Source organism: Flavivirga rizhaonensis, assembly GCF_004791695.1.
Lineage (GTDB): Bacteria > Bacteroidota > Bacteroidia > Flavobacteriales > Flavobacteriaceae > Flavivirga > Flavivirga rizhaonensis.
Map to the genome: position 1 here is coordinate 1 of NZ_SRSO01000020.1, position 13,898 is coordinate 13,898.

Below are 13,898 nucleotides of genomic sequence, written 5' to 3' on the forward strand. Positions count from 1 at the left end.
CAGTTCCTTAATGTTTGTACCTGTCAAAAACAGAATGGATTATCAAAATAGAATTAGAAAACGACAACAAAATAAAATTAAATACCAATATGCCTTTTTTCAATAAATTTATTCCGGACAGCAGTGCGTGAAGACGGGAATCTAAATACAGAATTTCTTTGACTCAAAAGCCATAATGAAATGAGCAAAAAACCTTTATAGCTCTACCTCGAGGATAGCTCATTTCAAAAATTCTTTATTAGCTGTATTTAACCTTTCTTAAAATACGTAATGATTCTTTGTAAAGGTTATATAGTTCTTGACTATGTACTTTTAAATAAGGTTTAGCCTCATTAAGTTTGTTTATAGCTTCTTGAAACGAATTAAGGAAACATATAAGATAAGTTCCTGGTAAATTTTTTAAATCTGCCTCTTCTCTTTTTGTAAGTGTTAGCCCTTTTTTGAGTTTCTCTAAAATGGCATTATTAGCGTTATAAATATGATGTAATGCCTTTTTATCAAATTGAGGAGGTTCGAATAATAATGTTGTTTCTATATTATAACTCGCATTGTTTTCGAAGTGAATAGTTGTTTCTTCTAATTGGTAATATTTACTGGAATTTTGAAGCCCCAGATCTACGTACTCAATAATTTTAAAGCTTTCGTCATCAAATGAAATAGAGACTTCGTCTAAAGCAGAAAAGAATAATCGCACCTGCTCATTAATTAATTCAATATCTACTCTGGAAAAGAAAACTTCGTCTTTTACAGTTTTTTTTTGACCTGCCCAACAGACTACAAAATATTCTTTAAAAACTTTGTACTGTGCGTTATAGTCTTTACGGGTATTCATAAAATCGAAAACCCCATCAAGCGTATGTTCTATATTGTTTTGTGCGTTATTCTCAATCGCTTCAACGATTTTAGAATTAACATCTTTTATTTCTATGTCAAATACTTTGGGCATACTCATACTACCATCTCTAAAAAACACTGAGCCTCCATAGTATTTCCAGATATTTTTTCGAAGTGATGTAATTTTCCCTGTAGGTCTAATAGTTACCAACCCAACTACTTTGTCTTCTGGAAGATGTGGGAATGGAATGTTTTCATATTGTACTATGGGTGGATGACTTAAGTAAGCATTGATAAGGTTTTGTATTTTACTATCATCAAAAAAATCAACACCTATAATATTATTGTCTTCATCTTCAACACCAATAACGATATAAGAGTTGTTTTTGGGATTGCTATTGGAGAGGGCACAAACATGTTTTAAAAACTTGGCTTTTCCTTCTTTATGACTAATGTCTATTTTTCGCTTTTTGTCATAAAAACTGTTCTCATCGTTATGAGCTAAGAGGTGTTTTATAAGAAGGCGTTTGTTGATCATTAATATTATTGTTATTTTTTATTCTCACTCAATCGAATTTAGACCCTTTCCTTTTTGAAGATTTTAAATAGTTAATGAATTTTGAAAGCTGATTAATCAACTCTTCTGCTTGAGAATTTAATTTCTGATATGTGTCCTTATCAATATGCTTTCTTCTATAACATCTCAATAATTGTGATTTGCTTTCACAACAAGAACCTCTAGAAAAACCAAGGAACATTATAAACTCTTTATTGCCACCCCTACCAAAACCTTCAGAAATATTATCCATTACAGAGCCAGATGAACCATTTAATTGTTCTCGTAACTTATAGTCCTTACTCAAGCTCGTATTTATAATGATATTCCATACTTCGTCACAAAAAATGATAGATTGTTTATAAATCTCCAAATCTTCAAATGAGTTGTAATGTGCCATTGGTCTTGAATAAAAAAATAAATAATTGACAATAAATAATGTTCCACCATAGTAAAGAAGTCTAATTAAATTTCTTTACTATGGTGGAACTAGCTTGCGCTGTAGGAAATACTAATAAATCGGCAATATTTACATGAGGAGGTCGTGAAATTGCAAAGTAAATAATCTCAGCAATGTCTTTAGCCTGTAAAGCTTTAAAACCTTTGTAAACAGAGTCAGCAATTTTATCACCTTTAAAACGAACTTGAGAAAATTCAGTTTCTACCAAACCAGGGTTTATGGCACCTACTTTTATGCCAAAAGGGTTTAAATCTATACGCATACCTTCTGTAATAGCCAAAACAGCATGCTTACTAGCACAATACACATTCCCTTTAGGGTAAACCTCTTTGCCTGCTGAGGATCCTATGTTAATAATATGTCCAGATTGACGAGCCGTCATCTGTGGAATAACGGCTTTGCTTACATAAAGTAATCCCTTTACATTAATATCCATCATAGCATCCCAATCGTCAATATTTCCTTCGTTTATAGAATCTAAACCATGTGCATTACCAGCATTGTTTATTAAAATGTCAATGTTCTTAAAAGTATCTGGAAGTGATTCAATAGATTGAAGTGTTTTTGCTTTATCACGAACATCGAAGTTTAATAAATGTACATCGGTTAACCGTTCTAATGCTTTTTTGATGGTGTTTAGGCGTTCTAAACGTCTGCCACATAAAATCAAATTAATACCATGTTTTGCAAATTCATAGGCAGTTGCCTTACCAATACCACTTGATGCTCCAGTAATCAGGGCTATTTTTTTCATTTTCTTAATTATAATTTAAAGACAATTTTTTATGCTGTTTTACAGGTTATATGCCTTTTTTAGCAATTCACGTATAAAAATACTTAAAACAAGTTTAATATCGTATTATTGAGTTTAAATTATAATTAATCCCTAGACTATAAGTTTGTTACGAATGGTAAGAAAGATGTTTTTTAATTACATCTAAATTCATTGGAATAACTAGTAGCTTAAAAATTAGAATGATAATATGAGAACTTTAAATAAACTAAAGTTATCACTCTTTTCCTTGATATTAATATTCGTTTTTGGATGTAATAGTTCGGAATCAAATAATACAAACTTATTAGCTCCAACTATTTCCATTAAACTGGTAGATGAGTCTGGAGACTTTGAAGAAGTGAATGTTGAAGTTGTCGATGTTTTGATTAAAATGGATGACAATAGCGATGATGATAATGGGTGGATATCACTTAACTCAGATAAAAAAGTTATAAACTTACTTGATCTCACTGGTGGAGTTCATGAGGTTTTAGTAGATAGGTTTCCTATCCCCACAGGAACCTTAAAACAAATAAGACTAGTATTAGGTGATAATAATACGATAGTTATTAAAAATGATTTGGATGTTGGGGAGACACATGATTTAAAGACGCCAAGTGGTCAGCAATCTGGTTTGAAATTAAAAGTAGATGCGTTAATAGAAGAAGGCTTTACTTATGATTTTGTTTTAGATTTTGATGTTGATAAATCTGTTATAGTTGCTGGAAAATCTGGAAATATTAATCTAAAACCAGTAATGAGAGTAACAACAGAAGTGAGTTCTGGAATTATAGAAGGATCTGTACTTCCTGCTGATGAATCTGCTGTAGCATCTGTTATAGACACCAAAGGAACATCTGAAATTGAAGATGACGAAGTTATTTCGGCATACACTAATTATACAGGGGATTTTGCGCTCTGGGGAGTTCCTACTGGAACCTATGAGGTTGTACTAACTCCAGTAGATTCAAATTCTAAATACAAGGTAACAACTGTTTCTGATGTAGAAGTGGTTAATGGAGAAATTACAGTTATAGAACCTGCCATACAATTAGCATTAAAAGTAGGGGCAATTACAGGTAAAATACTTAATGAAAATGTTGAAGTAACTGCTTCTGTTATAGTGGATGGTGCAGAGGTACAGGTAAATACAAATCAGGAAGGTGTGTTTCTTCTTGAGAATATTCCGATTGGAGTCTACAAAATTACATTAACACCAGCAGATGGATTCGGGTTAACTGTAACAGAATTAAATAATGAAGAGGTGAAAGAAGATCAAATAAATGATTTAGGGAATATTACCTTACCAGAAGCGTAAATATTTATTCCATGTAAGTATAAATATTAAGAGCAGTTTTGAAAGAAACCGCTCTTTTATTTTTAACCAACTCTTAACTAGGTTTGTTGAATATTTTAACCAATCCTTAACAGGTTTAGAAGAAAAATTTTAACAATTTGCATTGCTCAAATAAGCTTATTATATTCGGGCTTTAAAAAAATAAAGAAGATGCAAGAAACAGGTACAATTGATATTAAGACAATTAACGAGAAAATTGAAAAGGAAAGTGCTTTTGTTGATTTACTGATGCTAGAAATGAATAAAGTAATAATAGGCCAAAAACATATGGTTGAACGGTTACTTATTGGATTGTTAGGTCGAGGACATATTTTACTTGAAGGTGTTCCGGGATTAGCAAAAACGTTGGCGATAAATACTCTGGCACAAGCGGTAGACGGAAGCTTTAGCAGAATACAGTTTACTCCCGATTTACTACCCGCCGATGTTACGGGAACATTGATTTATAACATGAAGGTTAATGACTTTTCTATAAAGAAAGGTCCTATATTTGCTAATTTTGTATTAGCAGATGAGATTAACAGAGCGCCCGCTAAAGTGCAGTCGGCTTTACTGGAAGCGATGCAGGAAAAGCAAGTAACTATTGGTGATGAAACATTTGTTTTAGATAAACCGTTTTTAGTTATGGCAACACAAAATCCGGTGGAGCAAGAAGGAACGTATCCGTTACCGGAAGCTCAGGTTGACCGTTTTATGTTAAAAACGGTTATCGATTATCCGAAGATTGATGAAGAACAAATGATCATGAGAGCTAATTTGAAAGGTGCTTGGGATAAAGTAAACCCTGTGGTTTCTGTATCTCAAATACTAAAAGCTCAAGAAGCAGTTCGTGAAGTGTACATGGATGAGAAAATTGAAAAGTATATTCTGGATATTATATTCGCAACACGATATCCGGAGAAATATAAACTTGCAGATTTAAAACCTCTTATTTCTTTTGGAGCATCTCCACGTGGAAGTATCAATTTAGCAACCGCAGCTAAATGTTATGCTTTTATTAAGCGTCGAGGCTATGTAATTCCAGAAGATGTTCGTGCAGTTGTTTATGATGTGTTAAGACATAGAATAGGTATTACTTATGAAGCTGAAGCCGAAAATGTAACTTCAGTAGATATCATTAACAAAATTGTAAACGAAATAGAAGTACCATAAAACTAGTTCACAGTATTCAGTGGCAGTAAGCAGTTTTTCTAATTACTAAAAGCTGGATATAATTTACTGCAAACTGAGACTGTAAACTGTTTACTAAAAAGAAATGGATACTAAAGAATTACTAAAAAAAGTACGAAAAATAGAGATTAAGACACGTCGTTTGTCTGATCATATATTTGGAGGCGAATACCATTCGACCTTTAAGGGGAGGGGTATGACTTTTAGTGAAGTACGCCAATACCAATTTGGGGATGACGTTCGTAATATAGATTGGAACGTAACGGCACGCTACAGTGAACCTTTTGTAAAAGTTTTTGAAGAAGAACGAGAACTTACCATGATGCTTATGGTAGATGTATCTGGTTCTGAATTGTTCGGAACAGAGCAGCAATTTAAAAACGAAGTCGTTACAGAAATTGCAGCGACCTTGGCTTTTTCAGCAACTCAAAACAATGACAAAATTGGACTTATCTTGTTTTCTGATAGCGTAGAACTATATATTCCACCTAAAAAAGGACGATCGCATGTACTTCGTATTATTCGTGAACTTATAGAATTTAAACCAGAAAGTAAACAAACGAATTTGGCAGAAGCATTGAAGTTTATGCAAAACGTTATGAAGAAAAAAGCCATTGTGTTTGTATTGTCTGATTTTATGGTAGGTGATTATCATCAAACAATGAAAATTGTTTCTGGGAAACACGATGTTACAGGCATACGAGTTTACGATAAACATGAAGAAAGCATACCAAACTTAGGAATGGTTCAAATGCAAGATGAAGAAACGGGAGAATTGATGTTAGTAAATACGTCATCAAAAAAAGTAAGACTAAATTATGGCAAGTTCTACCAGGAAAAAGTAGCTTATTATAAAGAGAGCTTTACAAAATCTGGGGCAGGAGCGATCGATTGTCGTGTTGACGAAAGCTATGTAAAAAAGCTTCTTGGGTATTTTAAAAGAAGAGGGTAAATAATGTAATGTCTGGTTGAGCGCAGTCGAAACCTACTTTAAAATGAAGAAAAGTTATTTAAATATTAAGGAACCAAGAACCAAGAACCAAGAATCAAGTCTGTCTTATCTTTTTGGTAAGCAGACCTTGTCTTGCATCTTTTTTCTATATTCTTTTGTCTCCTTCGGTCAAGTTACTTCAGCAATCGATTCTACATCTATAAAAATAGGAGAGCAAATTACATATCATATTCAAGTAGAGGCAGATACTACAAGTCTGGTTGTTTTTCCAGAAGGGCAAACATTTCAGCCTTTAGAAATGATTGAATCCTACGAAATAGATACTTTAAAAAAGAGTGATAAATACAACCTTATCAAAAAGTATGGTTTAACACAATTTGATTCAGGAGCTTATACCATTCCCAGACAAAAAATAATTATTGGAGATAAAACTTTTTTTACCGATTCTCTAAAAGTTGAGGTTAATAACATCGTTGTAGATACTACAAAACAAGGTTTGTATGACATAAAACCTATCATTGAAGTTAAAAAACCTTCAAGTAATTGGTGGAAATACCTGTTGATAACACTTCTAATTATTGGTGTTGTAGCATTTTTGTTGTTCTGGTTTATTTGGAGAAAAAAACCATTAACCGAAGAAGAGGAAATTGCATTACTTCCACCATATGATAGGGCTAAATTAGCTCTTAAAAAATTAGATGAAAGTCATTATTTAGAGCATTCAGAAATAAAAGAATATTATTCAGAGTTAACAGGGATCATTAGAAAATATTTAGATGAAAAGGTATATGATCATTCTCTAGAAAGTACGACTGATGAGCTTATTAGTAGACTTCGATTACTTAAAGAAGGAAACCAAATTGATTTAAGTCAGGAAACAATTAAAAATATTGAAAGTATTCTAAAACGGGCCGATTTGGTAAAGTTTGCAAAGTCTGCACCAGATATCGCATTAGCTGAATTAGATAGAGATACCATTGATAGTGAGATTGATCATGTAAAAGAAGTGTTACCAGAGCCAACAGAAGAAGAGAAGCTTTTAGATGAAAAATACCGAGAAGAATTAGAACGTAAAAAGACTCGAAAAAAAATTATTATAACCGTAGCAATAAGTGTCTTTTTGATAATAGCTACTATTGTAGGTTTTTCAATAAAATATGGTTTTAAATATGTGAAAGATACCATTATTGGTCATGATAGTATTGAGCTTTTAGAGGGCGATTGGGTTACTAGTGAATACGGATTTCCTCCTATAACCATTTCTACACCAAAAGTTTTAAAAAGAATGGATTCTGGAGTGCCAGAAGAAATGGCGCAACAGGTTGAAGTTACAATGTTTGGCTATGGAAGTTTAATTGATAAGTTCAATGTTGTGGTTGCTACTTCTAAGTATAAAAACTTGGGTGAAAATAAAATAGATCTAAAACAATCTATAGAAGGAAGTTTCAAAATTCTTGAAGGAACTGGCGCACAGAATATCATAACAAAGAATGAAGAATTTGTTACTCCAAACGGTGCTGAAGGATTAAAAGTTCACGGTACTTTGGATATGCCGGTGCTAAATTCGGATAAATTTGACAAAGGTAAGTATGCTACTTTAGCATTTGTTTCAGAAAACATTGTACAGCAAGTACTTCTTTTATGGAAGCAAAATGATGTTTATGCAGATCAAATGGTAGAGCGGATTTTAAATTCAGTAGAACTTAAAAAAGCAGAAGAATAATGTTTGAGGGAATCGAATTTTTAAATAAAGAACTATTCTGGTTGCTATTAGTGCTTCCATTAGCTATACTCTGGTATGTCTTTAAGCATAAAAAACAAACAGCCGAACTTAAGATATCAAGTTTAAAAGGTTTTAAGATTACTAATTCATGGTTGCCAAAATTAAAGCACATATTGTTTGTTTTGCGTTTAGTAGCATTGGCGTTGTTAATTACAGCATTAGCCAGACCTCGAACAGTGGATGTTTCAACAAAAACAAAAACCACAAGGGGGATAGATATTGTTATGGCAATAGACGTATCTGCAAGTATGTTGGCTAAAGATTTGTCACCAAATAGATTAGAAGCATTAAAAAAAGTAGCAGCAGAATTTATTAAAGGCAGACCAAACGATAGAATTGGTTTGGTAGAATACGCAGGAGAAAGTTACACAAAAACCCCAATTACAAGCGATAAAGCAATTGTAATACGTTCTTTAAAAAGTATAAAATATAATAATATCATTGAAGGAGGAACTGCTATAGGTATGGGCTTAGCAACAGCAGTAAACCGATTAAAAGATAGTAAGGCAACAAGTAAAGTCATTATTTTATTGACCGATGGTGTAAACAATTCAGGGTTTATCGACCCTAAAATTGCTAGTGAATTAGCGGTTGAATATGATATAAAAACCTATACAATTGGTTTAGGAACGAATGGAATGGCGCTGTCTCCTGTTAGAGTCTTACCAAATGGAACATTTCAGTACGGGCGAATTCAAGTAGAGATTGATGAAGAATTACTTAAAGAAATAGCCAACGTTACTGGTGGTAAATATTTTAGAGCCACCAATAATAGAAAGTTAGAAGAAATTTATGATGAAATTAATAAACTGGAAAAAACAGAAATAGAGGAGTTTAAATTTTATAATTACGAAGAGAAATACCGATCATTGGTATTATTTGCAGGATTACTGCTCCTTATAGAAATACTGTTGCGTTTTACAGTTTTTAGAAGTTTCAATTAGTATTGGTGAATTTGTTGCAAAACAAATAAACGAATTCACGATGAACAAATAGACACAATGTATCAATTAGAAGAAAAAATATGGTTTTGGGTATTAGGCGTTATCCCTGTGATAATCCTACTCTTTTTGGTGCTTCAATTATGGAAATATAAAGCACAAAGTAAATTTGCTGATAAAAGATTACTTAAAAAATTAAGCCCCAATACATCCTTGTTTAAATCAATATTAAAGATAGGTGTTTTGAGCTTAGCGTTTGCATGTCTGGCAATAGCCTTGGTGAATCCTAAAATAGGAACAAAACTAGAAACAGTTAAACGAGAAGGTGTAGATATTGTTTTTGCAGTCGATGTATCTAAAAGTATGTTGGCAGAAGACATCGCACCAAACAGATTAGAAAAATCAAAACAACTCGTTACACAAATTATCAATAATCTGGCAAGTGACCGTGTAGGTATCATAGCTTATGCAGGAAAAGCGTTTCCGCAATTACCTATAACAACAGATTATGCATCAGCTAAGATGTTTTTGCAAAGCATGAATACAGACATGCTGTCATCACAAGGAACGGCTATAAACGAAGCCATTAAACTGGCTAAAACATATTTTGATGATGAAGAACAAACCAACCGTGTGCTTGTTATTATTTCGGATGGTGAAGATCATAGTGAAGAAGCAGCAGCGATAGCAGAGGAAGCTAATGAAGAAGGCATTCGAATATTTACGATAGGTGTAGGAGATATAAAAGGAGGACCCATTCCAGAAAAACGAAATGGCATTGTTTTAAACTACAAAAAGGATAATCAAGGAGAAACGGTTATTACACGTTTAAATGAAGAAACGCTTATAGCTATTGCAGAAGAAGCCAATGGAGCTTATATAAATGGAAAAAATACCAATGATGTTGTTGAGAATATTCGTGAAATTTTAAATAGCATGGATAAAACAGAATTTGAAGCCAAACAATTTGCCGATTTTAAAGATCAATTTCAATGGTTTTTAGGTTTTGGCATTTTCTTTTTGCTTTTAGATGTTTTCTTGTTAGAGCGTAAAACGTCATGGTTAAAGAAGTTGAATCTATTTAATGAAAATCTTTAACTTTCGAGTGAAACGATTTGATTTAAAATTTTTATAAAATTTTTAACGAACAAAAGTGTTAAGGTTTTATATCTTAGAAATAAAAAAAATGAAACGTATAGCATTAATTCTATTAACATGTATCGTCTCAATATCTTTTGCTCAACAAGAAGATAAAGAGCAAGTATTAGCACTTAAAAAGGCTAATGGTTTTGTTTATGAAGGAAATAGTTTAATAAAAGATGATTTTGTTTCTGGAGAAATGGCTTATAGACAAGCTATTTCAAAGCAACCAAATACGGTAGCAGGAATTTATAACTTAGGGAATGCCTATTATAAAGAAGGTAATTTAGAAGAAGCGCTTTACCGTCACGAACAAGCCGCAAAGGCAACTAATTCTAAGTCAGAGAAGCATAAAGCATATCATAATATTGGCAATATATTAATGCAGAATAAAAAGTGTAAAGAAGCTGTTGAAGCTTTTAAAAATGCTTTGAGAAACGACCCTACAGATAATGAAACCCGTTACAATCTAGGTATAGCAAAAATTTGTGCAGAAGAGCAAAAGAAGCAGGAAGACGAAAACAAAGACGACGAAAATAAAGAGGACGAGAATAAGGACGATAAGGATAAGAAAGACAACGAAGACAAAAAAGATAAAGAGGGCGACGATAAAGAAGATAAGAAAGATAAAGGCGACGAGGAGAAAAAAGAGGGCGACGACGAAAAGGATGATAAAGGAAACCCTAAAGAAGATAAAGGTAAAGGAGATGAAGATAAGAAAAAAGAACAGCAAAAACCTAAGCCTCAACCTGGACAAATGTCGCCACAACAAATAAAGAATTTACTGGAAGCCATGAATAATCAAGAACAAAAGGTTCAGGAAAAAATGAATGCAGTAAAAGAAAAAGGTGCAAAAATAAAAACTGAAAAAGACTGGTAAGCTAAAGAAATCTGATTTTGTTATTAGTATTAAAACGTCGAAAAGCAATAATTCAAACATCAAAAATCGCTAATCGTTGTTCGTTAATCATCATGAAAATTATCAAACATATATCAATAATATTATTACTACTTACAACAAGTATAACTTTAGCACAAGTTAAGTTTGAAGCGAAAGTAAGTAAACAAAAATTAGGCATAAACGAGCGTTTGCGTATTGACTTTGAAATGAATAAAGATGGAGATAACTTTAATCCTCCAAATTTTTCAAATTTCACAGTAGTAGGTGGCCCGAATCAATCAGTAAGTAATTCTTGGATTAATGGTGTAAGAACTTATAAGAAAACCTATAGCTATTTTTTAGCGCCAAAAAAGCGAGGTAATTTCACGATTAAACAAGCTACTATTACTATTGATGGTGAAACCTATAAAACATTACCTTTAAATATTCAGGTTACTGCAGCAGTAGACAAACCAAAAGATCCTAATGATGCCAATTTTATAGCTTCAGAAAACATTCATTTAGTAGCAGAAGTTTCAAAAACAACCCCCTATTTAAATGAAGCCATTACGGTTGTTTATAAGTTATATGTATCGCCTACTATAGCCGTTGATAATTGGAATGAAATAGATAGTCCAAGGTATAATGATTTTTGGAGCCAGAATATAAATACACAAGGACAAAAAGTTCAAAACGGTACCTATAATGGTAAAGATTATCGCTTTTTAATTTTACGGAAAGCAGTATTATATCCTCAAAAAACAGGGAAGCTAAATATTGAGCCATTAACTTTAGATATCTCTTTACGTGTGCCTTCTAATAGACGAGATATTTTTGGAAGTCTTTTAATGACACGTGTTAATAAAACGGTTTCCGCGGGTAATAAAACGATTCATGTTAAGCCTTTACCAGAAGCAGGCAAACCAGTAGATTTTGCAGGAGCTGTTGGCGATTTTAAGCTCGATGTAATAGCCTCAAAAAGAGTATTGGACGCCTCGGAGTCATTTCAAGTGAAAGTAGCTGTTGAAGGAAATGGGAATCTAAAGCTTTTTAAGTTGCCTAAAATATCATTGCCAAGCTCTTTAGAAGTTTATGAGCCAGAGCATAAAGAGCAAGTAAAAACAAATCTATCTGGAATGAGAGGAAGTATTTCAGATAGTTATACCGTTGTGCCGCAATACAAAGGCAAGTATCCAATACCTAGTATTTCTTTTTCATATTTCGATTTAAAAACAGAAACTTATAAGCGATTATCATCCGACGAAATTATAATAGATGTTTTAAATGGACCTACAAATAATACCACCAGCGGAACTTCTGATGGAAATCCAATAAGCAATGTTAAACAACGTGTGGTTTTAAACAACGATCAATTTGCTTTTATTAAAACCAAGACAGATTTTGTTAGCACTAAATCAACTTATTTCTTTAAAACAAATTTGTTTTGGAGTCTGTTGTTATCCCCTTTTTTACTAATCCCTTTAGCCATAATTGTCCGCAGGAAAAAGGCAAGCAGAGATGCCGATGTCTATGGAAATAGAATTAGAAAAGCAGATAAATTAGCAAAGAAATATTTAAGCAATGCTAAAAAATCACTTGGCAAAAAAGAAGCCTTTTATATAGCCTTGGAGAAAGCATTACACAATTATTTAAAGGCCAGATTACATATAGAAACTAACGACTTAAGTAAAGATAAAATTAATAGTTTACTAAAAGAAAAGCAGGTTGATGACAGAGTCATAAAAGATTTTATTGCTATTGTAAAAAATTGTGAATTAGCTAGATATACACCAATAGATATTGTTACGATGCAGGAAGATTATGATAAAGCAGCAAAAACAATTTCTTTAATAGATAAACAAGCACGTTAAGATGAAAAAAGTTTTTTACATAGTATCGTTTTTGTTGAGCTTAACCGCTTTTTCTCAAAATCAAACATTATTTGAAAAGGCCAATGCCTTATATAATGAAGGCAAATATGCCGAAGCAATAGATAATTATAATGCTATTTTAGATACAGAGAACCATTCAGCCGATTTGTATTTTAATTTGGCAAATGCACATTATAAATTAAACAACATTGCACCAAGTATCTATTTTTACGAAAAAGCACTACAATTAGCACCTAATGACGATGATATTAAGAACAACCTATCATTTGCTCAAAACATGACCATTGATGCTATTGATGTTATTCCAGAAGCTGGATTTTCTAAACTCGTAAAAAGTATGACTAATATGATGAGTTTTGATAATTGGGCAAGAACGGCTGTAGGTCTAGTGTTTTGTTTTGTCGTTTTATTTCTCATTTATTACTTTGCTTATTCAACGTTAAGGAAACGTTTAGCATTCATGGGAAGTTTAGCCTCGTTAGTTTTATTATGTGTATCACTTGCATTTGCACTTCATAAATACAACTTAGATAAAAAAGATAATCCTGCAATTATTTTTGTACAGGAAAGTAAAGTAAAAAGTGACCCAAACTCTAAAAGTGAAGAGTCTTTTAGACTGCATGAAGGCACTAAAATACAGGTGTTAGAGTCGTATAACAATTGGGAAAAAATTAAACTTCCTGATGGTAAAATGGGTTGGGTAAAATCAGAAGACATAAAGTTGTTGAATAATATTTAACTTTTCCCTAACAAAAAATAGTATATATTTGTTTTTCATATTTTTTTAATAGAATGTTTAGAAATATAGTTTCCGTATGCTTTTCAATAATCTTTTTGGTGTTTTTATCAGCACCAACGGTTATTACTATGGTAGACGATTCTATTGATGTCTCTTTCTTTTTTGCTTCATCTGAAGAAGAAGAAAAAGGCGGTAAAAAAGATAAAGATGTAGAGATTTTGGTTTTTGATCTTAATATGAACGAATTAGAGTTCGCTTCAAACGAATCGGAAAATAATTTAGAATATTATTTCAAAAACTATCCTAAACCTCATTTAAATCTTATTTCTCCTCCCCCAGAATTACACATATTATAATTTAAATTTTGTTGGCTTTAAAAGCCATTGTATCAAATTAATCACTCTTTGATTTTCATCAAG

General features: G+C 32.3%; 13 protein-coding genes. 10 read left to right on the forward strand and 3 right to left on the reverse strand.

Features of this window, described 5'->3' with window-relative positions; translation table 11 throughout:
• Positions 1-238 precede the first annotated feature (238 nt).
• From EM932_RS13730 to EM932_RS13740, 3 genes are all read right to left on the reverse strand, one after another.
• Positions 239-1,372 carry an ATP-binding protein gene (locus EM932_RS13730; RefSeq protein ID WP_135877765.1) on the reverse strand — a complete coding sequence of 378 codons (1,134 nt, stop codon included), beginning with the start codon at positions 1,370-1,372 and terminating at the stop codon, positions 239-241.
• A 28-nt stretch (positions 1,373-1,400) separates the two neighbouring features.
• Entirely contained in the window at positions 1,401-1,790 is a 390-nt protein-coding gene (locus EM932_RS13735; RefSeq protein WP_135877766.1) for a four helix bundle protein, read from the reverse strand.
• 61 nt (positions 1,791-1,851) lie between these two features.
• Entirely contained in the window at positions 1,852-2,604 is a 753-nt protein-coding gene (locus EM932_RS13740; protein WP_135877767.1) for an SDR family NAD(P)-dependent oxidoreductase, read from the reverse strand.
• Positions 2,605-2,833: 229 nt separating this feature from the next.
• On the opposite strand from EM932_RS13740, the gene EM932_RS13745 reads away from it, so the two are divergent.
• The 10 genes from EM932_RS13745 to EM932_RS13790 all read left to right on the forward strand — a co-directional run bounded on the left by EM932_RS13745 (position 2,834) and on the right by EM932_RS13790 (position 13,835).
• Entirely contained in the window at positions 2,834-3,943 is a 1,110-nt protein-coding gene (locus EM932_RS13745) for a DUF4382 domain-containing protein (protein WP_135877768.1), read from the forward strand.
• 189 nt (positions 3,944-4,132) lie between these two features.
• Positions 4,133-5,134, forward strand: coding sequence for an AAA family ATPase (locus EM932_RS13750; RefSeq protein WP_135877769.1), 1,002 nt, complete (start codon positions 4,133-4,135; stop codon positions 5,132-5,134).
• Positions 5,135-5,237: 103 nt separating this feature from the next.
• Positions 5,238-6,104, forward strand: a complete 867-nt coding sequence (locus EM932_RS13755) for a DUF58 domain-containing protein (protein ID WP_135877770.1) — start codon at positions 5,238-5,240, stop codon at positions 6,102-6,104.
• A gap of 43 nt (positions 6,105-6,147) precedes the next feature.
• A complete protein-coding gene (locus EM932_RS13760) occupies positions 6,148-7,827 on the forward strand; it encodes a BatD family protein (protein WP_135877771.1) in 1,680 nt (559 codons plus the stop codon).
• Positions 7,827-8,831, forward strand: coding sequence for a vWA domain-containing protein (locus tag EM932_RS13765; protein WP_135877772.1), 1,005 nt, complete (start codon positions 7,827-7,829; stop codon positions 8,829-8,831). Before EM932_RS13760 ends, EM932_RS13765 begins: the two co-directional genes overlap by 1 nt.
• A 57-nt stretch (positions 8,832-8,888) precedes the next feature.
• Positions 8,889-9,926 carry a vWA domain-containing protein gene (locus tag EM932_RS13770; RefSeq protein ID WP_135877773.1) on the forward strand — a complete coding sequence of 346 codons (1,038 nt, stop codon included), beginning with the start codon at positions 8,889-8,891 and terminating at the stop codon, positions 9,924-9,926.
• An 88-nt stretch (positions 9,927-10,014) separates the two neighbouring features.
• Entirely contained in the window at positions 10,015-10,848 is an 834-nt protein-coding gene (locus EM932_RS13775) for a tetratricopeptide repeat protein (RefSeq protein ID WP_135877774.1), read from the forward strand.
• Positions 10,849-10,940: 92 nt separating this feature from the next.
• A complete protein-coding gene (locus EM932_RS13780) occupies positions 10,941-12,719 on the forward strand; it encodes a BatD family protein (RefSeq protein WP_135877775.1) in 1,779 nt (592 codons plus the stop codon).
• Between the two features lies 1 nt (position 12,720).
• Positions 12,721-13,479 (forward strand): SH3 domain-containing protein, encoded by a 759-nt coding sequence (locus tag EM932_RS13785; protein WP_135877776.1) that lies wholly within the window; start codon positions 12,721-12,723, stop codon positions 13,477-13,479.
• Positions 13,480-13,532: 53 nt separating this feature from the next.
• Entirely contained in the window at positions 13,533-13,835 is a 303-nt protein-coding gene (locus EM932_RS13790; RefSeq protein ID WP_135877777.1) for a hypothetical protein, read from the forward strand.
• Positions 13,836-13,898: the final 63 nt, after the last annotated feature.